At 49.6% G+C, this 26,885-nt stretch carries 29 protein-coding genes, 1 rRNA gene, 1 pseudogene and 1 other annotated feature (1 of these 32 running past the window's edge); of the genes and pseudogenes, 17 read left to right on the top strand and 14 right to left on the bottom strand.

Annotated features, from left to right (window positions below):
• Positions 1–297: 297 nt before the first annotated feature.
• Entirely contained in the window at positions 298–780 is a 483-nt protein-coding gene (gene smpB / locus OGX86_RS18825) for an SsrA-binding protein SmpB (protein WP_003031211.1), read from the bottom strand.
• A gap of 154 nt (positions 781–934) precedes the next feature.
• Between smpB and ratA the strand changes: the two genes are divergently transcribed.
• Together ratA and OGX86_RS18815 are read left to right on the top strand one after the other, a co-directional pair.
• Positions 935–1,378, top strand: coding sequence for a type II toxin-antitoxin system toxin RatA (gene ratA, locus OGX86_RS18820; RefSeq protein ID WP_003826396.1), 444 nt, complete (start codon positions 935–937; stop codon positions 1,376–1,378).
• A complete protein-coding gene (locus OGX86_RS18815) occupies positions 1,362–1,658 on the top strand; it encodes an RnfH family protein (protein ID WP_008785525.1) in 297 nt (98 codons plus the stop codon). Before ratA ends, OGX86_RS18815 begins: the two co-directional genes overlap by 17 nt.
• 50 nt (positions 1,659–1,708) lie before the next feature.
• Here OGX86_RS18815 and bamE read toward each other — a convergent pair whose 3' ends face one another.
• From bamE to nadK, 3 genes are all read right to left on the bottom strand, one after another.
• Positions 1,709–2,053 carry an outer membrane protein assembly factor BamE gene (bamE, locus tag OGX86_RS18810; protein ID WP_008785524.1) on the bottom strand — a complete coding sequence of 115 codons (345 nt, stop codon included), beginning with the start codon at positions 2,051–2,053 and terminating at the stop codon, positions 1,709–1,711.
• Positions 2,054–2,202: 149 nt separating this feature from the next.
• Positions 2,203–3,864, bottom strand: a complete 1,662-nt coding sequence (gene recN, locus OGX86_RS18805) for a DNA repair protein RecN (RefSeq protein ID WP_286640371.1) — start codon at positions 3,862–3,864, stop codon at positions 2,203–2,205.
• An 85-nt stretch (positions 3,865–3,949) separates the two neighbouring features.
• Positions 3,950–4,828, bottom strand: coding sequence for an NAD(+) kinase (nadK, locus tag OGX86_RS18800; protein ID WP_032944608.1), 879 nt, complete (start codon positions 4,826–4,828; stop codon positions 3,950–3,952).
• A 122-nt stretch (positions 4,829–4,950) separates the two neighbouring features.
• Between nadK and grpE the strand changes: the two genes are divergently transcribed.
• A complete protein-coding gene (grpE, locus tag OGX86_RS18795; RefSeq protein WP_008785521.1) occupies positions 4,951–5,544 on the top strand; it encodes a nucleotide exchange factor GrpE in 594 nt (197 codons plus the stop codon).
• Positions 5,545–5,593: 49 nt separating this feature from the next.
• Here grpE and OGX86_RS18790 read toward each other — a convergent pair whose 3' ends face one another.
• Positions 5,594–6,883 (bottom strand): HlyC/CorC family transporter, encoded by a 1,290-nt coding sequence (locus OGX86_RS18790; RefSeq protein ID WP_008785520.1) that lies wholly within the window; start codon positions 6,881–6,883, stop codon positions 5,594–5,596.
• A gap of 18 nt (positions 6,884–6,901) precedes the next feature.
• Positions 6,902–7,693, bottom strand: coding sequence for a cytochrome C assembly family protein (locus OGX86_RS18785; protein ID WP_003031224.1), 792 nt, complete (start codon positions 7,691–7,693; stop codon positions 6,902–6,904).
• Between the two features lie 166 nt (positions 7,694–7,859).
• Here OGX86_RS18785 and ffh point away from each other — a divergent pair, with 166 nt between their 5' ends.
• From ffh to OGX86_RS18750, 8 genes and pseudogenes are all read left to right on the top strand, one after another.
• Positions 7,860–9,221 carry a signal recognition particle protein gene (gene ffh / locus OGX86_RS18780; protein ID WP_003031226.1) on the top strand — a complete coding sequence of 454 codons (1,362 nt, stop codon included), beginning with the start codon at positions 7,860–7,862 and terminating at the stop codon, positions 9,219–9,221.
• A gap of 249 nt (positions 9,222–9,470) precedes the next feature.
• Positions 9,471–9,719: a 30S ribosomal protein S16 gene (gene rpsP, locus OGX86_RS18775; RefSeq protein ID WP_003031228.1), complete on the top strand. Its 249-nt coding sequence runs from the start codon at positions 9,471–9,473 to the stop codon at positions 9,717–9,719.
• A gap of 18 nt (positions 9,720–9,737) precedes the next feature.
• Positions 9,738–10,286, top strand: coding sequence for a ribosome maturation factor RimM (rimM, locus tag OGX86_RS18770; RefSeq protein WP_003031230.1), 549 nt, complete (start codon positions 9,738–9,740; stop codon positions 10,284–10,286).
• Positions 10,287–10,330: 44 nt separating this feature from the next.
• Positions 10,331–11,098, top strand: a complete 768-nt coding sequence (gene trmD / locus OGX86_RS18765) for a tRNA (guanosine(37)-N1)-methyltransferase TrmD (protein WP_003031232.1) — start codon at positions 10,331–10,333, stop codon at positions 11,096–11,098.
• Between the two features lie 39 nt (positions 11,099–11,137).
• Positions 11,138–11,485 (top strand): 50S ribosomal protein L19, encoded by a 348-nt coding sequence (rplS, locus tag OGX86_RS18760; protein WP_002914145.1) that lies wholly within the window; start codon positions 11,138–11,140, stop codon positions 11,483–11,485.
• 516 nt (positions 11,486–12,001) lie between these two features.
• The gene (locus OGX86_RS22870; RefSeq protein ID WP_458573879.1) at positions 12,002–12,178 is read left to right on the top strand and encodes a YdcA family protein; all 177 of its coding nucleotides are present in this window, start codon (positions 12,002–12,004) and stop codon (positions 12,176–12,178) included.
• A 29-nt stretch (positions 12,179–12,207) separates the two neighbouring features.
• Positions 12,208–12,609, top strand: a pseudogene (locus OGX86_RS18755) (tyrosine-type recombinase/integrase); the annotation flags it as partial.
• Entirely contained in the window at positions 12,602–13,525 is a 924-nt protein-coding gene (locus OGX86_RS18750) for a hypothetical protein (RefSeq protein ID WP_256134028.1), read from the top strand. The pseudogene OGX86_RS18755 and the gene OGX86_RS18750, both read left to right, overlap by 8 nt.
• 258 nt (positions 13,526–13,783) lie before the next feature.
• Here the strand turns inward: OGX86_RS18750 and OGX86_RS18745 are convergent, their stop codons facing one another.
• The 4 genes from OGX86_RS18745 to OGX86_RS18730 all read right to left on the bottom strand — a co-directional run bounded on the left by OGX86_RS18745 (position 13,784) and on the right by OGX86_RS18730 (position 16,549).
• Positions 13,784–14,266, bottom strand: a complete 483-nt coding sequence (locus OGX86_RS18745) for an OmpA family protein (protein WP_003826447.1) — start codon at positions 14,264–14,266, stop codon at positions 13,784–13,786.
• A 12-nt stretch (positions 14,267–14,278) separates the two neighbouring features.
• Positions 14,279–15,505, bottom strand: coding sequence for a diguanylate cyclase DgcN/YfiN (gene dgcN / locus OGX86_RS18740; protein ID WP_003826449.1), 1,227 nt, complete (start codon positions 15,503–15,505; stop codon positions 14,279–14,281).
• Positions 15,498–16,016, bottom strand: coding sequence for a regulatory sequestration protein YfiR (yfiR, locus tag OGX86_RS18735; protein WP_003826451.1), 519 nt, complete (start codon positions 16,014–16,016; stop codon positions 15,498–15,500). The genes dgcN and yfiR overlap by 8 nt, the downstream gene beginning before the upstream one ends.
• 158 nt (positions 16,017–16,174) lie before the next feature.
• The gene (locus OGX86_RS18730) at positions 16,175–16,549 is read right to left on the bottom strand and encodes a DUF2799 domain-containing protein (protein WP_008785516.1); all 375 of its coding nucleotides are present in this window, start codon (positions 16,547–16,549) and stop codon (positions 16,175–16,177) included.
• A 215-nt stretch (positions 16,550–16,764) separates the two neighbouring features.
• On the opposite strand from OGX86_RS18730, the gene aroF reads away from it, so the two are divergent.
• Positions 16,765–17,835, top strand: coding sequence for a 3-deoxy-7-phosphoheptulonate synthase AroF (aroF, locus tag OGX86_RS18725; RefSeq protein WP_008785515.1), 1,071 nt, complete (start codon positions 16,765–16,767; stop codon positions 17,833–17,835).
• 10 nt (positions 17,836–17,845) lie between these two features.
• The gene (gene tyrA, locus OGX86_RS18720) at positions 17,846–18,967 is read left to right on the top strand and encodes a bifunctional chorismate mutase/prephenate dehydrogenase (protein ID WP_286640370.1); all 1,122 of its coding nucleotides are present in this window, start codon (positions 17,846–17,848) and stop codon (positions 18,965–18,967) included.
• A 96-nt stretch (positions 18,968–19,063) separates the two neighbouring features.
• Here the strand turns inward: tyrA and pheA are convergent, their stop codons facing one another.
• The 4 genes from pheA to bamD form a co-directional block, all read right to left on the bottom strand.
• Positions 19,064–20,224, bottom strand: a complete 1,161-nt coding sequence (gene pheA / locus OGX86_RS18715; RefSeq protein WP_003826458.1) for a bifunctional chorismate mutase/prephenate dehydratase — start codon at positions 20,222–20,224, stop codon at positions 19,064–19,066.
• Positions 20,225–20,246: 22 nt separating this feature from the next.
• Positions 20,247–20,372 (bottom strand) — a sequence feature (Phe leader region).
• A complete protein-coding gene (gene pheL / locus OGX86_RS18710) occupies positions 20,324–20,371 on the bottom strand; it encodes a pheA operon leader peptide PheL (protein ID WP_100250063.1) in 48 nt (15 codons plus the stop codon). (Overlaps the previous feature by 48 nt.)
• A 102-nt stretch (positions 20,373–20,474) precedes the next feature.
• The gene (raiA, locus tag OGX86_RS18705) at positions 20,475–20,813 is read right to left on the bottom strand and encodes a ribosome-associated translation inhibitor RaiA (RefSeq protein ID WP_003031244.1); all 339 of its coding nucleotides are present in this window, start codon (positions 20,811–20,813) and stop codon (positions 20,475–20,477) included.
• A gap of 269 nt (positions 20,814–21,082) precedes the next feature.
• Entirely contained in the window at positions 21,083–21,820 is a 738-nt protein-coding gene (bamD, locus tag OGX86_RS18700) for an outer membrane protein assembly factor BamD (RefSeq protein WP_003826460.1), read from the bottom strand.
• Between the two features lie 131 nt (positions 21,821–21,951).
• Between bamD and rluD the strand changes: the two genes are divergently transcribed.
• The 4 genes from rluD to OGX86_RS18680 form a co-directional block, all read left to right on the top strand.
• The gene (rluD, locus tag OGX86_RS18695) at positions 21,952–22,932 is read left to right on the top strand and encodes a 23S rRNA pseudouridine(1911/1915/1917) synthase RluD (RefSeq protein ID WP_003826464.1); all 981 of its coding nucleotides are present in this window, start codon (positions 21,952–21,954) and stop codon (positions 22,930–22,932) included.
• A complete protein-coding gene (gene yfiH, locus OGX86_RS18690; protein ID WP_048225113.1) occupies positions 22,929–23,660 on the top strand; it encodes a purine nucleoside phosphorylase YfiH in 732 nt (243 codons plus the stop codon). The genes rluD and yfiH overlap by 4 nt, the downstream gene beginning before the upstream one ends.
• Positions 23,661–23,789: 129 nt before the next feature.
• Positions 23,790–26,363, top strand: coding sequence for an ATP-dependent chaperone ClpB (gene clpB / locus OGX86_RS18685; RefSeq protein ID WP_020996274.1), 2,574 nt, complete (start codon positions 23,790–23,792; stop codon positions 26,361–26,363).
• 443 nt (positions 26,364–26,806) lie between these two features.
• A 16S ribosomal RNA gene (locus OGX86_RS18680) occupies positions 26,807–26,885 on the top strand; it runs 1,500 nt beyond the window's last position.

The following is a 26,885-nucleotide window of genomic DNA, read 5'->3' as shown; positions in this document are numbered from 1 at the left end:
TGTTTTTGGTTAACTTGTTGTATTTAAAGATTTTGTATTTTAATCGAAATGAGAGGTGATATAATAAACAACAGTAATAATAGTGTTATTAAATAAGTTTGAATATAGGTGGCATGGTCTTGAAGTTTTATTTTATTAGACTATGGGGCGCTACGGTAATGCCAGGGGAGTTTATTTCATACCTGAACGATTCAGCACAAAGAAACCATAAACCTGATGAATGTATTGGGTGGGTTTCAATAACTAAAAAATAACAACCAGTCTCAGGATCAGAGACTGGTCACAGGAGAATAGCGTTTAGCGACCAGCATTTTTCATAATACGCGCTTTATCTAACTGCCATTCGCGTTCTTTCACATCGGAGCGCTTGTCGTGCTGTTTCTTACCTTTCGCGACGCCAATTTTCACTTTGCACCAGGCATTTTTCCAGTACAGTGAAAGCGCAACAACGGTATAACCGTCACGATTCATTCGACCATACAGGGAGTCGAGCTCACGTTGGTTTAACAACAGCTTGCGGGTACGGGTGGGATCACATACCACATGCGTTGAGGCAACAGCCATTGGCGTGAAGTTGGCGCCAAACAGGAATGCTTCGCCGTCTTTAAGGATGACGTAGCTGTCGCCGATGTTAGCTTTACCCGCGCGCAGGGATTTGACTTCCCAACCTTGCAGAGCGAGTCCTGCTTCGAACTCTTCTTCAATAAAGTATTCGTGTCGTGCGCGCTTGTTAAGCGCGATTGTGGCTGAGCCAGGTTTGTGTGCTTTTTTCTTCGTCATAATGCCGCTCAGTATAGGTAATCTGGAATCGAAAAACACCCCATTTCATCCAGCGGGGCGCAAGGCGCTATCTTAGCACGAGTTAGGCTATAGCGTTTTTTTTAGCGGGGGATAAATGGTATTATTTGTGTGATTGATATTGATGGAAATTGTTATGCCTCAGATTAGCCGGACCGCTTTAGTACCTTACAGTGCGGAACAGATGTATCAGCTAGTGAATGATGTTAAATCCTATCCCCAGTTTTTACCGGGATGCACCGGTAGCCGTGTGCTGGAGTCGACTCCGGGACAGATGACCGCGGCGGTGGATGTCTCGAAAGCAGGGATTAGCAAAACGTTCACCACGCGCAATCAATTGACCAGTAACCAGAGCATCCTGATGCATCTGGTCGACGGACCGTTCAAGAAACTCATTGGCGGATGGAAGTTTACGCCACTGAGTCATGAAGCGTGCCGCATTGAATTTCATCTCGATTTTGAGTTTACCAATAAGTTAATCGAGCTGGCATTTGGTCGTATCTTTAAAGAGCTGGCTTCGAACATGGTGCAGGCCTTCACGGTCCGCGCGAAAGAGGTTTACAGTGTCAGCGTCAGCTAAAATTGTCGTTGAAGTGGCGTATGCGCTACCCGAGAAACAGTATCTACAGCGTGTGACGCTGCAACAGGGCGCTACGGTGGAAGAGGCTATCCGCGCTTCCGGGCTGCTGGAATTGCGTACCGATATCGATCTCAGCAAAAATAAAGTGGGCATTTACAGCCGTCCGGTAAAGCTTGCTGATGTTCTCCAGGACGGTGATAGGGTGGAAATTTACCGGCCACTGATTGCTGATCCGAAAGAGCTGCGCAGACAGCGAGCAGAGAAATCCGCTAAAAAATAGCAGACAATAAAAAAGGTGCTCATTGAGCACCTTTTTTTGATCTGTTAATCCTACTTGTTGTCGGTCAAAGCAGGTTTGTTATCAATGTTCGTCAAAATGCCGCTGCTGTTAAAGGTCAGCGTCAGTGTTTGCTGGGTTACGCCTTCATGACCAGGTTGCTGACGGAACACATAAAACCAGGTGTTAGTGCCAAAAGGATCGGACATCATTGGTGTACCCAGAGCATAAGCAACCTGCTGTTGCGTCATACCCGTGCGCACTTTGGCGACATCGGTAGGTGTCAGATAATTTCCCTGGTTGATGTCAGGGCGGTAAACCACTCGCTCCAGAGTGGAACAGCCTGCAGTCAACATCAGTAGTACTGCTGCAGCAGCAGTCAGCGTTTTACAGCGCATAGTGATTTGATTCCTTTTCGGGCCCGAGCAGTACGCGGCTCATATGTAATATGCCGATGATAATAGACCTTTCACCACTTTAAAACCTTTTGCTGTCGGGTCGGTCGGCGATTTTATGTTGAACTCAGACCTTAACAAGGTAAAAAAGTTTATGCCGCCAGCAGTTCTTTTGCATTTGCGAGGGTATTGCGCGTCACTTCGCTACCGCCAAGCAGGCGGGCTAATTCCTGCAGGCGAGCGCGTTTATCAAGCGGCTGCATGTGTGTTTCGGTCATCGCGCCATCCGTTTCTTTGCTGACGTAGAAGTGTTGATGACCACAGCCAGCAACCTGCGGCAAGTGAGTAACGCACATTACCTGAGTTGACTCGCCCAACTGACGCAGCATTTTTCCCACTACCGCAGCAGTCGGGCCGCTGATACCGACATCCACTTCATCGAAAATCAGCGCAGGTGTTTCCATTTTGCGTGCGGTAATAACCTGAATAGCCAGCGCAATGCGCGACAGTTCCCCACCGGAAGCGACTTTCGCAATCGGCTGCAACGGCTGGCCTGGGTTAGTGGTCACTTTAAACTCTACGCGATCGGCACCGTCTGCGCTCAAATGATGTTCCTCAAATTTCACATCAATGCAAAAGACACCGTACGGCATTGAGAGAATATGCATGCTCTCTGTAATCAGTTGTCCCAGCTCCTGAGCATAATGCTGGCGCTGTTTGTGCAGCATTTTTGCTGTTTCCAGAGCCTGCTGGTGGTGATTGTTCACCGCCAGGGTTAAGGTTTCGAGCGAGTCGGCCTGATCGTCTAACTGCTGTTGTTCATCCAGCAATGACTGATAGAACTGTGGCAGCGCTTCAGGGGCAACATGATGCTTGCGGGCCAATGAGATTTGTTTGGAAATACGCTGTTCAAGTTCAAACAAACGGTTAGGGTCCAAATCCAGACGATCGCAATAGTGGCGCAGCTCGTCGCTGGCTTCGCTGAGTTGGATCGTGGCCTCTTCCAGCATATCCAGGATACCGGAAAGTCTGCCGTCCATGCCTGCCAGTTCAGTGACCAGCTGCTTTGCAGTGTACAGTTGGCTTTGCAGGTTGATGTCTTCGCCATCCGCCAGGATAGCCAGCGCCTGTTGGCTGGTGGTGAGCAATTGCCCGCTGTTAGCCAGACGCTTGTACTCTTCATCAATTTGCTCAAATTCACCCGGCTGCGGGTTGAATTCGTTCAGTTCTTTTAACTGGTATTGCAACAGTTCTGCCCGGGCTGCACGCTCCTGACTCTGTTGTTGATGATGCGCCAGGTCACGGCAGCTTTGGTGCCACAGCTGGTAGCGCGCAGCCATTTCCTGAGTCAGGGACGCTTCATTGGCGTAACCATCCAGCAGAGACTTTTGGTGTTCTGATTTTGTCAGGAGCTGATGCGCATGCTGACCGTGGATTTGAATAAGCAACTGGCCCAGCTCGCGCAGCTGTGACAACGGTACGGCAGTGCCGTTAATGAAGCCGCGTGAACGTCCGTCGCTGCTGATAACACGACGCAGCAAACATTCACGGCCTTCCTCAAGCTGGTTTTCTTCCAGCCAGCGCAGAGCCGCGGGGGTGTCTTTTAAGGCGAATCGCGCGCAGAGGTCGGCTCGCGTGGCGCCTGCACGTACCATGTCGGCATCTGCGCGTCCGCCCAGGCACAAACCGAGAGCATCAATGGCAATGGACTTACCCGCACCGGTTTCACCGGTAATAACGGTCATTCCGTTCTGGAAATCGATCTCAAGTTCACGAACGATAGCAAAATTGCTGATGGTCAGTTGTGCCAACATAGCTGTTTTCCTGTATGAAAAACCATAACTGTAATTGCATACAGTATAAACTGGTTTTTTATACAGTAAAGAGGTTGGCGTTAAATTAAAATAATTTTTTTGACCAGCCTAGTTTAGTGCTTAATGTGTTGAAATAGCTGTAATCTTTTGGGTGTATCAGGTTCAGATGATAATCACAGCGGCGAATTAATACGTCTTCACCTTCCTGTATAGGCAGGGCGATCTGGCTGTCGCAACTGATTTCCAGATCGTTACGGCGATGAGAGAAGCGCAGGCGAATGGTGCTGCTACTGTTGATCACCAGCGGTCGTGCGGAAAGTGTATGCGGGAACATCGGGACCAGCGTAATAGCATCCAGCGAAGGCGTCAGGATCGGACCTCCGGCAGAGAGCGAATAGGCGGTAGAGCCGGTCGGTGTGGAAATAATCAAGCCGTCCGAACGCTGGGAGAAGGCAAAAATTTCATCGATATAGACTTCAAATTCAATCATGTGCGCCACTTTTCCGGGGTGCAGCACAACTTCATTGATCGCAGTGCTAATACGCTTTTGGCAATCCTGTTGGCACACCTGGGCTTCAAGTAAAAAGCGCTTTTCGCTGATGTAGTGGCCTTCCAGCACGTCAGCTAACTGTTGTTGAGCATTGTCTGGGTCAAGGTCGGTCAGAAAACCAAGATTACCGCGGTTAATGCCAATAACTTTGATATCATAACGTGCCAGGGTGCGTGCGGCGCCCAGCATATTGCCGTCGCCGCCGACAACCACGGCGAGGTCTGCCTGCTGGCCAATCTCTGCGAGCGTACCGGTTTTCACATTTTTCAGCTGCAGTTCGTGGGCGATTTGTTGCTCAACGATAACCTCATAACCTTTGGCGCACAGCCAACGGTAGAGCATTTCATGTGTGGTCAGTGCAGTGGGGTGACGTGGATGCCCCACAATGCCAATACACTTGAAATGTTTGTTCATTTTCTCGAGGTCCTTGTAACGAAGATTAGTGACAATGTGAGTACTTCCCTTGAATCCCTGAATCTGATCCCCATAATAAGCCAAGTTAGCGAGATGAATGCGAAAAAAACGCGGAGAAATTCATGAGTAGTAAAGAACAGAAAACGCCTGAGGGGCAAGCCCCGGAAGAAATTATCATGGATCAGCACGAAGAAGTTGAGGCGGTTGAACCAGACGCTTCTGCTGAGCAGGTGGATCCGCGCGATGAAAAAATTGCGAATCTGGAAGCTCAGCTTGCTGAAGCCGAAACGCGCGAGCGCGACAGCGTGTTGCGTATCAAAGCGGAAATGGAAAACCTGCGTCGTCGTACCGAACTGGACGTAGAAAAAGCGCATAAGTTTGCACTGGAAAAATTCGTCAACGAACTGCTGCCGGTGCTGGATAGCCTGGACCGTGCGCTGGAAGTTGCGGACAAAGGCAATGACGCTATGGCGGCTATGGTCGAAGGTATTGAGCTGACCCGTAAGTCAATGCTGGATGTCGTGGCGAAGTTTGGCGTACAGGTGGTTGCAGATATCGACGTGCCGATGGACCCGAACGTGCACCAGGCGATTGCAATGGTAGAGTCTGATGACGTTGCTGCCGGTAATGTGCTGATGGTTATGCAGAAAGGCTATACCCTGAACGGACGTACCATCCGTGCGGCGATGGTCTCTGTGGCGAAAGCCAAAGGCTAATTAGCCTCAGACCGGGTAATGCTGATGCGCTACCCGGTCTGGATTACTCTCACTGGTCCGATACGCTTTCCCGCAGCGGTTTGACGGGCAACACCTGCACCTGTTTAATCATATTGTCCTGCACGTCGAGAATATCGATATCGTACTGCCCAATACGCACACGTGTGCCGGCAACCGGGATCTCTTCCAGCGCTTCAAGAATAATACCGTTCACGGTACGTGCGTCATCTTCCGGCAGGTGCCAGTTAAACGCCTTATTGATTTCACGAACGTTGGCGCTACCGTCAATGATCACCGAACCGTCATTCTGCGGTGTGACTTCTTCGGCAAGCGTCGGTGACATTGAGGTCGTGAAGTCACCAACAATCTCTTCCAGAATATCCTCGACCGTAACCAGTCCTTGAATATCGCCATATTCATTAACGACCAGGCCCACTTTCTTCTTATTGCGCTGAAATTTAATGAGCTGGGTGCTGAGTGGTGTGCCTTCCGGAACGTAATAAATTTCGTCGGCGGCGCGTAACATTGTCTCTTTGGTGAACTCTTTTTTCTCGGCCATCAATCGCCAGGCTTCACGTACGCGCAGCATACTGATGGCATCGTCGAGCGAGTCGCGATACAGCACAATACGACCGTGCGGGGAGTGCGAAAGCTGACGCACGATTGATTTCCAGTCATCGTTAATATCAATGCCGATGATTTCATTACGCGGGATCATGATGTCATCGACGCTGACTTTTTCCAGATCCAGCACTGACAGCAGCATATCCTGGTTACGGCGTGAGATTTGCGAGCGCGATTCATTCACCAGTGTTCGCAGTTCATCTTTACTCAGCGAACCGCTCACTACGATATCTGTTTTGATGCCCATCATGCGCATCAGAAGCCGCGTGATGGTGTTGAGTAGCCATACTAACGGCATCATCAGAATCTGCAGCGGAGCCAGCAGGACGCTGCTCGGATAGGCAACTTTTTCCGGATATAGCGCGGCAATCGTCTTTGGCAGCACTTCGGCAAAAACCAGCACCACAAACGTCAGTACCCCGGTGGCAATGGCGACGCCAGCATCGCCATACAGGCGCATACCGACAATGGTGCCGAGTGCGGAGGCCAGAATATTCACCAGATTATTACCGATGAGCACCAGGCTTATCAGGCGATCCGGCTTGCGAAGTAACTTTTCAACCCGTTTTGCCTGACGATTTCCCTGTTTGGCCCGATGGCGTAGGCGGTAGCGATTCAGGGTCATCATTCCGGTTTCAGAACCGGAAAAATAGGCGGAAATGACCACCATGATGAGGAGCGTGATAATGAGCGTGGTGGTGGAGATGTGTTCCACGTAGGGTTCCTTAAAGATTTAACTCACGAACTGCTGCAGGATACGGCTGCCGAAATAGGCCAGCGTCAGAATGCCAGCGCCTGCGACGTTAAACCATACGACGCGACGTCCGCGCCAACCTTCATGGTAATGCCCCCACAACAGAACGATATAGACAAACCATGCCACGATAGAGAGAACGGCTTTATCAATGTTCTCGGTACTGAACAGGTTATGCATGTAAAACAGGCCAGTGCACAGGGTGAGCGTCAGCAGAACCACGCCAATTTGGGTGATATGAAACATCTTCCGCTCAATACTCATCAGTGGCGGCATCTCATTGCTGAAGGCCAGTTTTTTGTTTTTCAGTTGGTAATCGATCCATGCCAACTGTAGCGCGTAGAGCGCGGCGATAATCAGCGTGGCGTAAGCGAACAGTGATAGCCCGATGTGAATCATCATGCCTGGCGTAGCTTCGAGATGGGTGATGAACTCGTTAGGCATAAACGTGGCGAAGGCCAGGTTTATCAGCGCAAAGGCGTAGACAATGGGCAGCAATAGCCAGCCACGATTGCGGGACGCGACGATGGTCATTACCGTACAGATCATCAGGCTTACCAGCGAGCCGACGTTCAACAGACTCAGGTTTTGTCCGCTTTCACCGCCGGGTAGGATACGCGCTTCCAGGGCGATAGCATGGCTTACCAGCGCAACGACCGCAGAGAGAATAGCCATACGCCGCCAGCCGCTGTTTTTTTGCAGCAGAGCGGGAATAATCAGCGCGAGGCTGACTGAGTAGGCGACAAGGGCGAGCAGAGCAAAAACGGGCATATTAGGTGTCGACAGTTGGCCAGTGATAAAGAAAAGCAGTATAGCGTTACGTGACCGCTGCTCCAACCGTTGCATAACAACAAAGGCGGCTTCATGTTATACTGCGACAAATTTCTGATGATGTGTCGCTGTCGCGACCGACCGTTTCCACCCCAGGCGAGAGACAATGTTTGATAATTTAACCGATCGTTTGTCGCGCACGCTGCGCAATATCAGTGGCCGTGGACGCCTTACTGAAGACAACGTTAAAGAGACGCTGCGCGAAGTGCGCATGGCGCTGCTGGAGGCTGACGTAGCGCTGCCGGTAGTGCGTGAGTTTATCAATCGCGTAAAAGAGAAAGCGGTTGGTCATGAAGTTAACAAAAGCCTGACGCCGGGTCAGGAGTTCGTCAAGATTGTCCGTAACGAACTGGTTGCGGCAATGGGCGAAGAAAACCAGACCCTGAATCTGGCTGCGCAGCCGCCAGCCGTGGTGCTGATGGCGGGCCTGCAGGGTGCGGGTAAAACGACCAGCGTCGGTAAGTTGGGTAAATTCCTGCGCGAGAAGCACAAGAAGAAAGTGCTGGTGGTCTCTGCGGACGTTTATCGCCCGGCGGCGATCAAACAGCTGGAAACGCTGGCCGAGCAGGTCGGTGTTGACTTCTTCCCGTCGGATGTCGGCCAGAAGCCGGTCGATATCGTTAACGCCGCGCTGAAAGAAGCCAAACTCAAATTCTACGACGTGCTGCTGGTGGATACCGCCGGTCGTCTGCACGTTGACGAAGCCATGATGGACGAAATCAAACAGGTCCACGCTTCTATCAAGCCGGTAGAAACGCTGTTTGTGGTCGACGCCATGACCGGTCAGGATGCCGCAAATACCGCAAAAGCCTTTAACGAAGCGCTGCCGTTAACCGGCGTAGTGCTGACAAAAGTTGATGGTGATGCCCGTGGCGGTGCGGCGCTCTCTATTCGTCATATTACCGGTAAGCCGATTAAATTCCTCGGCGTCGGCGAGAAAACCGAAGCACTGGAGCCGTTCCATCCGGACAGGATTGCTTCGCGCATTCTCGGCATGGGTGACGTGCTGTCGCTGATCGAAGATATCGAAAGCAAGGTTGACCGTGCGCAGGCAGAAAAATTAGCCAGCAAGCTGAAAAAAGGCGATGGCTTCGATCTCAACGATTTCCTTGAACAGCTCAACCAGATGAAAAACATGGGCGGTATGGCAAGCCTGATGGGCAAGCTGCCGGGCATGGGTCAGATCCCTGACAATGTGAAATCGCAGATGGACGATAAAGTGCTGGTGCGTATGGAAGCCATCATCAACTCGATGACGATGAAAGAACGCGCTAAGCCGGAAATTATCAAAGGTTCCCGCAAACGCCGTATCGCTGCCGGTTGCGGTATGCAGGTACAGGACGTAAACCGCCTTCTGAAACAGTTCGACGACATGCAGCGCATGATGAAGAAAATGAAGAAGGGCGGAATGGCGAAGATGATGCGTGGTATGAAGGGGATGATGCCCCCAGGATTCCCAGGCCGCTAATCGGCCTGGCTTGTTTGCCATTTCGGCACTGGGGTGTGCTCGCCATCCTCACGTACTGCGTGTACGCTCCGGTGGCTGCGCGCACGCCGGCACCGAACTGACGGCACCGCCAACGGCCTTTTATAGCAGAGTTATCAACTGCTGATTGCATTTTCCCCAGAAATCAGTAAAATTTTCGGGCTTTTAATATGACACCCGGGCTCCGTTCCTCGATGGGGCCTGGGTGTTTTATTCACACAAGAGGATGTTATGGTTACTATTCGTTTAGCTCGTCACGGCGCTAAAAAGCGTCCGTTCTACCAGGTTGTTGTTACCGACAGCCGTAATGCACGCAACGGTCGCTTCATCGAGCGCGTTGGCTTCTTTAACCCAATCGCTAGCGAAAAAGAAGAAGGCACTCGCCTGGATCTGGATCGCATCGCTCACTGGGTTGGCCAGGGCGCGACTATTTCTGATCGCGTAGCTACGCTGATCAAAGCAGCAAACAAAGCAGCTTAATCTGTCACGGTGGTCATGATGAGCAAGCAACTCGCCGCACAGGCTCCTGTGGAACCCATCGTTTTGGGGAAAATGGGGTCTTCTTACGGTATCCGTGGTTGGCTCAGAGTGTTTTCTTCCACTGAAGACGCCGAAAGCATTTTTGACTATCAGCCCTGGTTTATCCAGAAGGCGGGTCAGTGGCAGCAAGTACAGCTGGAAAGCTGGAAGCACCACAATCAGGATCTGATCATCAAGCTGAAAGGCGTTGACGATCGTGATTCGGCGAATCTACTGACTAATTGCGAAATTGTCGTGGATTCCTCGCAGTTGCCAGCGCTGGAAGATGGTTCCTACTACTGGAAAGACCTTATGGGCTGCCAGGTAGTGACTACTGAAGGCTACGATCTCGGTAAAGTCGTCGATATGATGGAAACCGGTTCGAATGACGTCATCGTCATCAAGGCAAACCTGAAAGATGCGTTTGGTATCAAGGAACGTCTTGTGCCGTTCCTCGATGGGCAGGTTATCAAGAAAGTCGATCTCGCTACTCGTACTATCGAAGTAGATTGGGATCCTGGTTTTTAAACCACCGGATAAACGGTAAAAGTCGGCGTTATGGGGATTGGCTTGTGTTTATAGGTATCGTTAGCCTGTTTCCAGAAATGTTCCGCGCAATTACCGATTACGGGGTAACTGGCCGGGCAGTAAAAAATGGCCTGCTGAACATCCAGAGCTGGAGTCCTCGTGACTTTACTCATGACCGGCACCGTACCGTGGACGATCGTCCTTACGGCGGCGGACCGGGGATGTTAATGATGGTGCAACCTTTACGGGACGCCATTCATGCAGCAAAAGCTGCGGCTGGTGAAGGCGCAAAGGTGATTTATCTGTCACCTCAGGGACGCAAGCTTGATCAAGCGGGCGTCAGCGAACTGGCCACGAATCAAAAGCTGATTCTGGTATGTGGTCGCTATGAAGGAATAGATGAGCGCGTGATTCAAACCGAAATTGACGAAGAATGGTCAATCGGCGATTACGTACTCAGCGGTGGTGAGTTACCGGCAATGACGCTGATCGACTCCGTGTCCCGGTTTATTCCGGGAGTTCTGGGTCATGAGGCTTCGGCAATCGAAGATTCGTTTGCTGATGGGTTGCTGGATTGCCCGCACTATACCCGACCTGAAGTGTTAGAGCAGATGGAAGTACCGGCGGTGTTACTGTCGGGGAACCACGCTGAGATACGTCGCTGGCGTTTGAAGCAGTCGCTGGGCCGGACCTGGCTTAGAAGACCTGAACTTCTGGAAAACCTGGCTCTGACTGAAGAGCAAGCAAGGTTGCTGGCGGAGTTCAAAAAGGAACACGCACAACAGCAACATAAACATGATGGGCAGGCGTAAGCCCCCAATATCAGTTTACCCAGGATAAGAGATTAAATTATGAGCAACATTATTAAGCAACTTGAACAAGAACAGATGAAGCAGGACGTACCTTCCTTCCGTCCGGGTGATACCGTGGAAGTGAAAGTATGGGTTGTTGAAGGTTCCAAAAAACGTCTGCAGGCATTCGAGGGCGTGGTTATCGCTATTCGTAACCGCGGTCTGCACTCTGCATTCACTGTTCGTAAAATTTCCAACGGCGAAGGCGTTGAGCGTGTCTTCCAGACTCACTCTCCGGTAGTTGACAGCATTGCTGTTAAACGTCGTGGTGCTGTTCGTAAAGCTAAACTGTACTACCTGCGTGAGCGCACTGGTAAGTCTGCTCGTATCAAAGAGCGTCTTAACTAAGATTCGCGCAAGCGACATCCTGTTAGAAAAGGGCTGGCCGAAAGGCTGGCCCTTTTTTTATTGATGCTGCCCATAATATGTCGAAATATTGTGGAGTGTGGTTAATAAATAAATTATCCGATATTTTGGCGGGAACTGAAGTTCAGAAAGCATTGTTTATTGTTGTTACGGTTGTAATGGTGGATGCAGTGCAGTTGATTACATGTTGATGGTGATTATAATAAAAATAATTATATTGATATGGTTGCATCGCCTTGTTTTTACGACATATTAGAAACGGATCACAAACGGTAAACATTGTTTTGATAGTATGTGGTCTGTAATTGCGAAACCCAATGCTTCTATATTTACCAAGATTATTGTTTGGGTGATTATGCTGGGTTTGGTCCTGTAACTGACTAGTGCTCGATAAGGATTTTAGTACCTAACTGGTGCTAAAGCGTGCGAGGAATGTCAGGCAGCAACAATAAAAATCATGAGTAATATTTGATGTTCTCTATTTAAAGGATAATACTAATGAAAGTATGTTTTTCTTTTCTAATAATAATACTGCTCTCAATTTCATCTTCTACTGTATCTGCAAAAAACTACCCATGTTCTAAATCTAAAGGTGGAGTATCGCATTGCACCGCTGACGGAAAATTTGTCTGTAATGATGGTAGTATTAGTCGCTCTAAGAAAAAGTGTTCTTAAAGTATCATCTCGTGAGGCGTACTAGATAGGGTGAAGCCAACCGTCTGATTCGTTCAAAGCTTTTACCCTACAAGCTGATCTTAACGAAAACTAAAGGTAAGAAGAACCGTATAGTACCGAGCCCTCGGTGGCTGTATGACGAGTTGGCTCCTTTGCAGGGTAAAATGTTTCACCCCTGCTATCTGGAGTTTAAGAAAATGCTCGCTCTGACCGATATCGAGTTAGCTGAGGGACAGATGACGCATGTGCTACGTCATACGTTTGCAAGCCATTTTATGATGAATGGAGGTAATATCTTGGTACTCCAACGGATTTTAGGCCATGCCAATATTAGGGAAACTATGATATATGCTCATTTTGCACCAGATCATTTAGAAGAAGCTGTAACTCTTAACCCTATTTCTAATTTAACAGGATTATATGATGAGTGAGCCTACTATCGATACACCGCCAAAGATGTCTGAGGCTAAAATTAAGAGAGTATATACTCGTGGTTATTATAATTTGGTTGAGATAGGTGCTGTATTTTTAATTGCAAATATAATATTTTCCACAGGGATATTAGACTCAACTTTTTATTATTTGTTTCCGAATTCGAGAACAGACCTTACCCAGTTGCCGTGGTTTATTAGGTCGTTATTTACTGTATCATTTGTGATCGTTTACACAATTATTTATGGTGTATCTCCGATCCAAAGAATACTTATGAGAATCACTGGTAGTGAGTCAATAAATAAATCGTCAATGTTTAACGTTGTGGACATCATCAATGAGATAAAATTGCTCAAAAAGGCTCAAGAAGAGGGGGGGGCGGATAAGGATGATTCGCTGGATTTTTATCTTAAAGGTCTGATTACTAGCTCTGAAGGCCTTGCGAAGAATATTTATTCCCGTGGTAGTCTTTATTTATTGGTTGGCGTTTGCTTTGCAATAATAGGGTTGGGTTTTTTCTATTCTCAATCACATGTAATCGATACTAAAGGTGATGCAGTCACCAAGGTAATGTATCTTATTCCTAATTTTGGTGTGTTATTTTTCTTGGAGTTAATAGCATTTTTCTTTTTAAAGCAATATAGGGTAACAATGGATGAGTTTCGTTATTACGAGGCGATAAAACGTTCCCGCGAGGAAAGCCTTGCTATTATAAAACTTGCAATGAGTAGCCAAAAAGATATTGATATAATAGATCTTCTAGATAAGATCAATTTTAGCTCGAGAGTTGGAAGACTAGAGGCAGGGCAAACCACTGAAATTATTGAAGCTCGAAAGTTAGACAAAAATGAACTTGATACCTTAGTAAAACTGACCGAGGCAGTTGCGGGTAAGATTGCGCAGGGAAATAAGTAGTGTCCACATTCTGCCCATGCAGCATGTTTTTGACCGCATTTCGTTGCACTAGCGATACATATAACTAACTGTTTATAATGAAAAATGCATGTTTATCAATGGCGTAAGGTAAAAGCGTCTTAACTAAGATTCGCGCAAGCGACATCCTGTTAGAAAAGGGCTGGCCGAAAGGCTGGCCCTTTTTTTATCCCGACGTTTACTCTTTTGTTCTTTATGGCAATAGAAGGACTGCGCGGCGCGCAGCCAGTTGGGGGACGATTATGGTGTCGTGATCACGACCGCCACGCGGCGGTTTTCAGCGCGACCTTTTGATGTCTGGTTGCTGGCAATGGGATATTTCTTCCCGAGTCCCTGAGTAGTCAGGTTGGTGCGGGGAATATTAGCGCCCTGCGCCCAGGCATCGGCAACGACATTAGCGCGTTTGAGTGACAGAGCTTCGTTATAGCTGTCTTCACCGTAGTTATCAGTATGACCATCCAGGCGAGCATGATTTAGCCCGGTAGCTGCCAGTTTGGATGCCATTTCCTTGATCTGTTTTTCACTTTCAGGACGGAGTTTATAGTCATTTTTGTCAAACAGGATAGTGTCAGACAGGCCGAGAGACCAGTCTCCTGATGCTTCAGTAAATCCGTATGATTTCATGGCTGCAATTTGCTCTGGGGTAAATTTTCCCTGAGGTGCCTGACAGCCAGCCAGAATCAGTAAAAGCAGAAGAAACGGGGATAATAAACGTTTTAGCATGTGTGTAATTCCTTATTTTTTAATAATGCGTTCAGAACGCAAATGTTTAGCCTGATACATATTTTGATCGGCAAGTTCTTGTAATTTTTCGGCAGAGGCATGTTCCCACGTCAGCGCAAACCCAATACTGAGCGTCATGCTTGCCAGATGACCATTATGCAGGTCAAAAGGTCGGTTAAACTCTTGTGACAGTGCCGCGCAGATCCGCTGAACCTCATATTCAGAATGAACGCTGTACAGCACCATAGCGAACTCATCGCCGCCAAGTCTGTATGGGTAATGGCGACTCCCCCCAAACTCGGATAACCTTTTTGCGACTTCAATCAGGACCCGATCCCCCGCTGCGTGGCCCCAGGTATCATTAATAAATTTAAAATTGTCGCCATCAAGGAATAACAATGCCGAGCTGCTGTGGGCGGCATCATCATTCATTAGGGCATTTATGCTGCTGCGAAATGCGGCGCGATTTGCCAGACCCGTCAGAGGATCATGTAGTGCAGTACGCAACAGCTGAGCGTTTTTTGCCTGCAGTTTAAGTTGCCACTCCTCCATCTCGTCCAGCAGACTATTAAAGTCCAGGGCAAAGAGATGAAACTCTTCAATGCGTTCCTCTGATACGCGCCGTGAAAAGTTACGGTTGGTACGAACATCATGTACCACCTCGGTAATGTTTTGCAGTGCATCCACAACGCCATTGTGTAAATAGCGAGTGAGCATTAATGCAATACCGGATGCCAACAGAATGCACCCGGTAAGGACGGCCAGCGACAAATAGATGAAATGACTGATAACGCTATCGCGCGCAGTCAATCGTACTTCGCCGATGACATTGCCATTATGCAAAATCGGCTGAGTGACCGGTTGTGGGAACAGCCAGTGGCTGATCATCCCGCTGATCTTTTCAGTGGTATCCTGCGCGTTATAGCGCCAGGTGGCGATCACCTTCTGGTTTTTATTACGAACTTCTGCAACGGAAAATTGCCCCTGCTGACCCAGTGCCGCCAGCGTTTCAGTTGCTGCAACACTATCAGAAAAGACTAATGCAGCTTCGAGCGTACGGGTCATGGTAGCGGCAGTCAGATCCAGATTCTTTTGCGCATACTGTCTTAATGCCAGCACGGAAGAAATGCTGAGCAGCAGCCAGATCAGCATCATGGTTACCAGAACGCTGATTATGCTGATACGCCGTAATGTTCGCTTAAACGTCGGGCGTGCTATGGGAGAATGGCCCTTATCCATGCTTATTATTCCGTGCAAGCATCAATACGTCTGGACTGACCCTTACGCCGCTGCGTGAAAGGGAATCCATATTTACGGAAAATCTCACATCTTCGTCTTTAATTATGAGGCAAAAGGCGCTGCCAATAACGCATTCAGGGTTCTGTTCAGCAATTAATAACAATGCCTTAGTCGGATATTTATTCTTTAATTCCACCTGATAAGTAGGGGATTCTTTTCCAAAATAAAAACCGTCACACTGCGAAACTAATATTTCTTGTTCCGTACGGATGATGACGGGAAGATAGGGTAATGCGCCTGCACTGGTATCTTTCAGGACACTGGAAAAACGCGATGAAGAGAAAATACACAGTTTTGGGGGCCCGGAAAGTGCAGGCCAGCGTGTATAACTGACGATGCCGGAAACCATAGCGCGTACCGATTTTGCTTCTTCCGTAACGCTTTGGGCATACAGCGGTAATCCGGTCAGGAGCAGTGCCAGTAGAAGTATGAGTCGGTAAGAATAGCTCATGAATAGTTACCTACCAGCGTTTGCTGTAAAACGTCGAAATACATTCAAGATTGTTTGCAACAAAATAACATTATTTTCCTAAGCCGTCATTATTCCTGGAATAATGCTATTGGTGATTTAAGTTAAATCCTAATGGTTTATAAAATATAAACCATTGTTTAATTTAACCTTATCGAGGCAGCACCCTCGTTTGCCCCTTGCTGCCAGGCGCTGTGTAACTGGTCAACATTTTCGACAGTATCGCAACTGGGCGGAAAAGTTTTCCCGGTCAGGCCTCTGGCATAAACAAAATCCTGCTGGCAGGTTTTACGTTGTCCCTCGGCGTAACCCTTAAGGTATTCCGTACGATCGACGTCGGGGTCATTGTAGTTGTCGGCAAGCGTTTCATTATCTTTAACGGCATAACCCGAAATGGCATCTTGTATCCCGGCGTCGTACCAGTCGGTACCAGTCCAGGTAGGGGCATGGGTGTAGGGGTCTATCTGACATCCGCTAAGAAGTAATAGAAACAAGATGCTGATGAGTTGCTTCATTGCCTGTGCTCCTTCGTTTTTTTAAGCATAGTGGATCTGAAAATTCGGTAGTGTAAATTTAAATGTACATTTGCAAGGGCTGTTTTTGCCTTGAAATAACATCATGTAAATTAAAATTTACGGATTGTGGATTGAAATCTTTACCTATTGTGATATCGTTATTTCCTCCTCGCTGAGGATCAACTATCGCAAACGAGCTAAACAGGATCACCATCATGCAAAAAGACGCGCTGAACAACGTACATATTACCGACGAACAGGTTCTGATGACTCCGGAGCAGCTGAAAGCTGAATTTCCGCTGAGCCATGAGCAAGAGGCGCAAATCGCCCAGTCGCGTAAAACCATCTCAGATATTATCTCCGGTCGCGATCCGCGCCTGCTGGTCGTATGTGGCCCATGCTCCATTCACGATCCTGAAATGGCGATTGAGTATGCTCGTCGATTTAAAGCCCTTGCCGCAGAGGTCAGCGATAGCCTCTACCTGGTGATGCGCGTCTATTTTGAAAAACCCCGTACCACTGTCGGCTGGAAAGGGTTAATTAACGATCCTCATATGGATGGCTCTTTTGATGTTGAAGCAGGTCTGAAAATTGCGCGTCAGCTGCTGCTTGAACTGGTAAATATGGGACTGCCGCTGGCAACTGAAGCGCTGGATCCAAATAGCCCGCAATACCTGGGCGATCTGTTTAGCTGGTCCGCAATCGGTGCCCGTACTACGGAATCGCAGACCCACCGTGAAATGGCTTCCGGTCTTTCGATGCCGGTTGGCTTTAAGAATGGTACCGACGGTAGCCTGGCTACCGCCATTAACGCCATGCGTGCGGCTGCGCAGTCGCACCGCTTTGTCGGTATTAACCAGGCCGGGCAGGTTGCACTGCTGCAAACACAGGGGAATCCGGACGGTCACGTGATCTTGCGCGGGGGTAAAGCGCCGAACTACAGCCCGGCAGATGTCGCCCAGTGCGAAAAAGAGATGGAGCAGGCGGGACTACGACCTTCTCTGATGGTAGATTGCAGTCATGGTAATTCCAATAAAGATTACCGCCGTCAGCCTGCCGTGGCTGAATCCGTGATTGCACAAATCAAAGATGGCAATCGCTCGATCATTGGCTTGATGATTGAAAGTAATATTCACGAAGGCAACCAGTCTTCCGAACAGCCGCGCAGCGAAATGAAATACGGCGTATCCGTAACTGACGCCTGCATTAGCTGGGAAATGACGGATGCGCTACTGCGTGAAATTAGCCAGGATTTAAACGGCCAGCTGTCGGCGCGTGTAGCATAAGAGGTTGGTTATGGTTGCTGAATTGACCGCATTACGCGATCAAATTGATGAAGTCGACAAGGCGTTGCTGGATTTACTGGCACGCCGCCTGGAGCTGGTTGCCGAAGTAGGTGAAGTAAAAAGCCGCTTTGGGCTGCCGATCTACGTGCCGGAACGGGAAGCCTCTATGCTGGCCTCTCGCCGGGCGGAAGCGGAAGCCCTTGGCGTGCCGCCGGACCTGATTGAAGATGTGCTACGCCGCGTTATGCGTGAGTCCTACTCCAGTGAGAACGACAAAGGGTTTAAAACGCTTTGTCCTTCTCTGCGGCCGGTGGTGATTGTCGGCGGCGGCGGTCAGATGGGGCGTCTGTTCGAAAAAATGCTCACCCTGTCAGGTTACCTGGTGCGGATCCTGGAACAGCAGGACTGGGATCGCGCGCCGGAGATCGTCTCTGATGCTGGCATGGTGATCGTCAGCGTGCCGATCCACGTCACCGAGCAGGTGATCGCCAAACTACCGCGTCTGCCGTCTGACTGCATTCTGGTGGATCTGGCTTCGGTGAAAAATGGTCCTTTGCAGGCGATGCTGGCTGCACATGATGGCCCGGTGGTGGGGTTACACCCAATGTTTGGTCCGGACAGCGGCAGTCTGGCCAAGCAGGTCGTCGTTTGGTGTGACGGACGTCAGCCGGAAGCTTATCAGTGGTTTCTGGAACAGATTCAGGTATGGGGTGCGCGACTGCATCGGATCAGCGCCGTTGAACATGACCAGAACATGGCGTTTATTCAGGCACTGCGTCACTTTGCGACCTTTGCTTACGGTCTGCATTTAGCGGAAGAGAACGTTCAACTGGAGCAGCTGCTGGCGCTCTCTTCGCCGATTTACCGGCTTGAGCTGGCGATGGTTGGCCGTCTGTTTGCCCAGGATCCGCAGCTCTATGCCGATATTATTATGTCGTCTGAGAGCAACCTTGCGCTGATTAAACGCTACTACCAACGTTTTGGCGAGGCGATCGGTTTACTGGAGCAGGGCGATAAGCAAGCGTTTATCGACAGTTTCCGTAAGGTGGAGCATTGGTTTGGCGATTATGCGAAACGCTTCCAGAGTGAAAGCCGTACTTTGTTACGCCAGGCGAATGATAGCCGTCCTTAATTAAGATGCCGGATGGCGGCTTCGCCTTATCCGGCCTTCAAAAATCGTATGAATCGTAGGCCGGATAAGCGTAGCGCCATCCGGCATTGTCAAACGTTAGCTCGGATCGACTGGCACCACGTTCTCACTTGGATAGCATCCCAGTACTTTCATCGAACGCGTAATCTCACCCAGCTCTTTCAATGCTTTTTGCATCTGGGGCGATTCCAGGTTGGCCTGGATATCAAGATAAAACATCTCTTCCCACGGATTGCCGTGAATCGGGCGTGACTCCAGTTTAGTCATAATCAGATTATGGTTACGCAGTACCAGCAGCGCCTCAACCAGCGCACCGGCCTGTTGTCCTGTTGCCATCAACAGGGTTGTTTTTGCCGGAACCTGATCGGAAACATTGATGGCTTTGCGTGCCAGCACCACGAAGCGGGTGATGTTTTGCGACTGGTTAGCCTCAATATGCTCGAGAACCTGCAATCCATACAGTACGCCTCCGGCTTCGCTCCCCAGAGCCGCCACGCGCGGTGAGTTAGCCTGCGCAACTTTTTCCATCGCCGCAGAGGTACTTTCAGTGTACTCAATCTTCCAGTGCGGGTAGCGATTCAGGAACTTGCTGCACTGCTGGAACGGCTGCGGATGGCTATATACCGTTTCAATGGTCTCAAGATCCGTCGTGCCAGACACCAGTACACAGTGGTCTATCGTAATGGTCATCTCGCCAACGATAGACAGGCTGGTGTGCTGCAGCAGGTCGTAAACATCGTTAATCCCACCGGAGCTGGTGTTTTCAATCGGTACCACAGCATAGTCAGCCTGTCCGGTTTCGACCTGATTAAAGATATCGGCAAATTTTGCGCAGCCGCTTTCAATAAATTGTTCAAAATGGCGAGCGGCGTACTGACGTGCTGCGAGGTGAGAATATGACCCTTTTGGCCCAAGGAAGGCCACGCGCGCGGAGTGTGGGTTAATTTTGTTCAGGTGCTGCTGGAGCAGTGCCTGTTGAGTCAGGACGGAGTCTTCGATTATGAGCTGGAACAGGCGAGTAATGTAGTGAGCATCAAGATGATGTGCTTTGCCAAGCTGAATGAGTCGGTCCAAAAGGTCACGTTCACGGTCGATATCACGAACCGGACGATGCGAAAGCAGTTTGGCTTTACCAACTTCTACGGCCAGTCCACGTCGCTCAGCCAGCAGGGCCAGTAATTTTTCATCCAGCGTGCTGATCTTATCGCGCAGCGCCAGCAATGGGTTTTCCGATGTCATAGTGTTGCCTTTCTTGTTATCAATAAAAAAGGCCTCCCGTTGTGGGAGGCCTTATTGTTCGTCTTCGCATTCTTTATCACACGACGAAACGCCTCCCATTCAGGGGAAGGTAAAAAAGAATGCGAAGAAGAACGGGACAAGTTTCATGTAATTTTCCTTTGGCTACGTCAGTAAAGTACCCGTACTGTTTTCACCCTGTCAACAAAAAACGCGCCCGAAGGCGCGTTGGCGATACACTCAATGTAAGGGACTACTCTTCTTCTGCTTCGACGAAGTTGGCGTCTTTGACTGAAGTTGTTGCACGACGGGCTTCGCCTTTGTGCTGCACTTTATTGAGCTGCCGTTCCAGCTTGTTGATCAAATCGTTAATTGCTGTGTACATATCCTCGTGTTTTGCGCTGGCGACCAGATGTCCGTTCGGTGTATTGATGGTGGCATCAGCAATGAAACCCTGTGGCTCCTTAGACAGAATGATATGTGGATTAATCAGATGAGTTTGCCATTTTTCTAGTTTGGCGAGACGGTCTGCGACATGCTGGCGAATTGCCGGAGTAATTTCCATTTGTTTACTGGTAATGTTCATTGTCATAAATTTTACCTCTTGTCTTTCCCGTCTTGGTGATTCCAGCATACCGTTCCTAATGTCAAAATGTGTGATCTAAATCACATTATTTTGTCGCTTTTTGTCAAGAAAACCTTTTTGTGAGGCACCGCAGGAACAGGCGATTTTTTACTTGAGGAATACCTGAAAGCAGGCCATATTTGATGGGATGAGTCGGAGCTAAACCGCTTCAGTTGTGGCGTTAACGGATAAAAAAACGGCAGCCCTTGGGCTGCCGTTTTGCATTCTGAGGCAAATCAGGTATTGCTGCTGTTGGCGGCAATGATTTTCGCGACTTTTTCAGCCTGCGCATTCATCTGCATCTGGCGATAAGCGTTTTCCATCAACGGCAGGGCATTACGTGTTGCCTGGGTATCCGGGTAGTCGCGCAGCATGCCTTCCACACGGTTTACCACGGCAACCCATGCGCCGCGGGCAGTGTAGTATTCCGCAACGGAGTATTCATACTTCGCCAGGCGGTCTTTCAGGAACACCAGACGTTTGGTGGCGTCAGTGGTGTACTGGCTATTCGGATACCCACGCACCAGTTTGGAAAAGTCATTAAACGCAGCTCGGGCATGTTGCGGATCGCGATCGCTACGATCAACACCAAAGAATCCTTGCAGTGCGCTATCATCCAACGCCATATTGGTCAGGCCACGCATATACATGACATAATCAATGTTAGGGTGTGTCGGGTTAAGACGGATAAAACGATCGATGGCAGCCTGAGCAAGTGGCAGATCGGCGTTTTTGTAGTAGGCGTAGATGAGATCTAATTGCACCTGCTGAGAATACGGTCCAAATGGATAACGGTTATCCAACGCTTCCAATTGCGTTATTGCCTGTTTCCAGTTACCGTCCTGCAGCTTTTGCTGAGCAGTCGCGTAGATTTCATTTGGCGGATTATCGGGCACCTCTTCCTTTGAACCAGAGCAACCCGCCAAAAACAGGCTCAACGTGGCTGCTGCCACCAGATATTTCATGCGCGTCATGACGTTTTGACTTTCCTCAAAATGTAATACGGGAGATTCTCTGTTCCTGCTCCCGGTTAAGACCAGCTACAATAGCACACTATATTAAACGGCAAAGCCGTAAAACCCAACGTTAAACGAAGAAGCAGTTTATGGCACAACGAGTAGAACTCACCGCAACAGTCTCCGAAAATCAGCTCGGTCAACGCTTAGATCAGGCTTTGGCCGAATTGTTCCCTGATTATTCGCGATCGCGCATAAAAGAATGGATCCTCGACCAGCGCGTACTGGTAAATGACCAACTTTGCGATAAACCGAAAGAAAAAGTGTTGGGTGGAGAGCGTGTCTCCATCAATGCAGAAATTGATGAAGAGGTTCGTTTTGAACCTCAGGATATCCCACTGGATATCGTTTATGAAGATGACGACATTCTTGTCATCAACAAACCCCGTGACCTTGTAGTGCATCCGGGCGCCGGGAATCCCGATGGTACGGTATTGAATGCGTTACTGCATTACTACCCGCCAATCGCGGATGTTCCTCGTGCAGGTATCGTGCACCGTCTGGATAAAGACACGACCGGATTAATGGTGGTGGCAAAAACGGTTCCGGCGCAAACACGTTTGGTGGAGTCGTTGCAGCTGCGCGAAATTACCCGTGAGTACGAAGCCGTGGCAATTGGTCACATGACTGCTGGCGGAACCGTTGAGGAACCGATTAGCCGTCACCCGACCAAGCGTACGCACATGGCGGTACACCCAATGGGGAAACCGGCGGTAACGCACTATCGCATTATGGAACACTTCCGTGTGCACACGCGTCTGCGGTTGCGTCTGGAAACCGGACGTACGCACCAGATCCGCGTGCACATGGCACATATCACTCATCCGCTGGTGGGCGATCAGGTTTACGGCGGTCGTCCACGTCCACCGAAAGGCGCTTCTGACGAATTTATCTCCGTACTGCGTAAGTTCGACCGTCAAGCGCTGCACGCGACCATGCTGCGTTTGTATCACCCGATTTCCGGTATCGAAATGGAATGGCATGCGCCGATCCCACAAGATATGGTGCAGTTGATTGAAGTGATGCGCGCTGATTTCGAAGAACATAAGGATGATATTGCCTGGCTATGAGTAAGCTAATTGTCCCGCAGTGGCCGATACCGCAAGGTGTCGCGGCGTGTAGTTCTACCCGTATTGGCGGAGTCAGTATGCCGCCTTACGATTCGCTGAATCTGGGCGCCCATTGCGGCGATAACCCGGAGCATGTTGAAGAGAACCGCAAACGACTGTTTGCTGCGGGCAATCTGCCGTCAAAGCCAGTCTGGTTGGAGCAGGTCCACGGTAAGGATGTCCTGAAACTTACCGGCGAGCCTTACGCCTGCAAACGCGCAGATGCGTCGTACAGCAACACGCCGGGCACCGTGTGTGCGGTGATGACCGCTGATTGTTTGCCGGTGTTGTTTTGCAATCGTGCCGGAACGGAAGTTGCTGCGGCCCATGCGGGTTGGCGCGGATTATGCGCCGGCGTGCTGGAAGAGACGGTGGCGTGTTTTGCCGACAAACCTGAAAACATTATTGCCTGGCTAGGCCCGGCGATAGGTCCAAACGCGTTTGAAGTTGGACCAGAAGTCCGCGAGGCGTTCATGACGAAAGATCCGCAAGCGGACCTTGCATTTGTACCGCGCGGCGATAAGTATCTGGCGGATATCTACCAGCTTGCGCGCCAGCGTCTGTCCAGTGTCGGGTTAGAGAACATCCACGGCGGCGACCGTTGCACCTTCAGCGAAAGTGAGACGTTCTTCTCTTATCGTCGCGACAATACCACGGGTCGTATGGCAAGTTTTATTTGGCTGATATAACCTAAAGAATCAAGACGATCCGGTACGTGTAATTTTCTTTTCACATAATTCAGGTCATTCACCTTGAATAATTGAGGGATGACCTCATTTAATCTCCAGTAGCAATTTTGACCTGTTATGGGAGGAGTTATGCGTCTGGATCGTCTTACTAATAAATTCCAGCTTGCTCTTGCCGATGCCCAGTCACTCGCATTGGGGCACGACAATCAATTCATCGAACCACTTCATCTAATGAGCGCCTTGCTGAATCAGGAAGGGGGATCGGTACGTCCTTTATTAACGTCTGCTGGCATTAATGCTGGCCAGTTACGTACAGCCATTGACCAGGCGTTGAGCCGTTTGCCACAGGTAGAAGGTACCGGTGGCGATGTGCAGCCTTCTCAGGAACTGGTGCGTGTACTGAATCTTTGCGACAAGCTGGCGCAAAAACGTGGGGACAACTTTATTTCGTCAGAACTGTTCGTTCTGGCGGCGCTTGAGTCACGCGGTACGCTGACCGACTTATTAAAATCAGCAGGCGCGACGACCGCCAATATCACTCAGGCAATTGAACAAATGCGTGGAGGTGAAAGCGTGAATGACCAGGGGGCTGAAGACCAACGTCAGGCCTTGAAAAAATATACCGTCGATCTGACCGAACGTGCCGAACAGGGCAAACTCGATCCGGTCATCGGCCGTGATGAAGAAATTCGCCGTACCATTCAGGTGCTGCAACGTCGTACTAAAAATAACCCGGTGTTAATCGGTGAACCCGGTGTCGGTAAAACCGCCATCGTTGAAGGGCTGGCCCAACGCATCATCAATGGTGAAGTGCCGGAAGGCTTAAAAGGCCGTCGTGTACTGGCGCTGGATATGGGCGCGCTGGTGGCTGGGGCCAAATATCGTGGTGAGTTCGAAGAACGTTTAAAAGGTGTGCTGAACGATCTCTCGAAACAGGAAGGCAACGTCATTCTGTTTATCGACGAATTGCATACCATGGTTGGGGCGGGTAAAGCCGATGGCGCAATGGACGCCGGGAACATGCTGAAACCAGCACTGGCTCGCGGGGAACTGCACTGCGTAGGCGCAACAACGCTTGATGAATATCGCCAGTACATCGAAAAAGATGCGGCGCTGGAACGTCGTTTCCAGAAAGTGTTTGTGGCTGAACCTTCAGTGGAAGACACCATCGCAATCTTGCGTGGCCTGAAAGAACGTTATGAACTGCACCATCATGTGCAGATTACTGACCCGGCGATTGTTGCGGCTGCTACGCTGTCTCATCGCTATATTGCCGATCGTCAGTTGCCGGATAAAGCTATCGACCTTATTGACGAAGCGGCATCCAGCATTCGTATGCAGATTGACTCCAAGCCGGAGGAACTCGACAGACTCGACCGCCGTATTATCCAGCTCAAACTGGAACAGCAGGCATTAATGAAAGAGTCTGATGAGGCAAGTAAAAAACGTCTCGATATGCTCAACGAAGAGCTGGACGACAAAGAACGCCAGTATTCTGAGTTAGAGGAAGAGTGGAAAGCTGAAAAAGCTTCCCTCTCGGGAACGCAAACTATCAAGGCTGAGCTGGAGCAGGCAAAAATCGCCATCGAACAGGCGCGCCGCGTTGGCGACCTGGCGCGGATGTCTGAACTGCAGTACGGCAAAATTCCTGAACTGGAAAAACAGCTGGAAGCAGCCACCCAGTCTGAAGGCAAAACCATGCGTCTGCTGCGTAATAAAGTTACGGATGCGGAAATTGCTGAGGTACTGGCGCGCTGGACGGGGATCCCTGTTGCTCGCATGCTGGAAGGCGAACGTGAAAAACTGTTGCGTATGGAGCAGGAGCTGCACAGCCGCGTGATTGGTCAGAACGAAGCGGTGGAAGCCGTTTCTAATGCCATTCGTCGTAGCCGCGCGGGCTTGTCCGATCCGAATCGTCCGATTGGTTCATTCCTGTTCCTTGGTCCAACCGGTGTCGGTAAAACCGAACTGTGCAAAGCGCTGGCAAACTTTATGTTCGACAGTGACGATGCAATGGTGCGTATCGATATGTCCGAGTTTATGGAGAAACACTCCGTGTCTCGTTTGGTCGGGGCGCCTCCGGGATATGTCGGTTATGAAGAGGGTGGGTATCTGACGGAAGCAGTACGTCGTCGTCCTTACTCCGTCATCTTGTTGGATGAAGTGGAGAAAGCGCATCCGGATGTGTTCAACATTCTGCTGCAGGTGCTTGATGATGGTCGTCTGACTGACGGACAGGGGAGAACGGTCGACTTCCGTAATACGGTTGTCATCATGACCTCGAACCTGGGGTCCGATCTGATCCAGGAACGCTTCGGTGAGTTGGATTACGGTCACATGAAAGATATGGTGCTGGGCGTCGTGAGCCATAACTTCCGCCCGGAATTCATCAACCGTATAGATGAGGTTGTCGTATTCCATCCGCTGGGTGAGCAGCACATTGCTTCTATTGCTCAGATCCAGTTGCAGCGTCTGTACAAACGTCTGGAAGAGCGTGGCTATGAAATCCATATTTCTGACGAGGCGCTTAAACTGCTGAGCGCGAATGGTTACGATCCGGTGTATGGCGCGCGTCCATTGAAACGTGCTATCCAGCAGCAGATCGAAAACCCGCTGGCGCAGCAAATTCTGTCTGGTGAACTGATTCCAGGCAAAACGATTCGTCTGGAAGTGAATGACGATCGCATAGTGGCAGTGCAGTAAGTCACAAAACAACAATAAACGGGCCCTGCGGGGCTCGTTTTTGTTTAAAATCCAGGCAGAAATGGATGTGTTGATTGAAAAGTAATCGCTTGATAAGTTTTTTATATTTTTAACTTGTCAGCCTGAAATAACTCCCTATAATGCGCCTCCACTGACACGGAACAACGGATTACAAGCCGCCGGGTCAGCGGGGTTCCACTGAGAACTCCGGCGAAGAAAGCGAAATTAAATGCTTGACTTCGTAGCGGGATGGCGTAATATGCACACCCCGCGCCGCTGAGAAAAAGCGAAGCGGCACTGCTCTTTAACAATTTATCAGACAATCTGTGTGGGCACTCGAAGATACGGATTCTTAACGTCGCAAGACGAAAAATGAATACCAAGTCTCAACGAGTGAACACGTAATTCATTACGAAGTTTAATTCATTGAGCATCAAACTTTTAAATTGAAGAGTTTGATCATGGCTCAGATTGAACGCTGGCGGCAGGCCTAACACATGCAAGTCGAACGGTAGCACAGAG

The sequence above is a fragment of the Citrobacter sp. Cpo040 genome (assembly GCF_030332915.1).
Taxonomy (GTDB): domain Bacteria; phylum Pseudomonadota; class Gammaproteobacteria; order Enterobacterales; family Enterobacteriaceae; genus Citrobacter; species Citrobacter portucalensis.
This window is presented reverse-complemented; position numbering and strand designations above follow the sequence as displayed.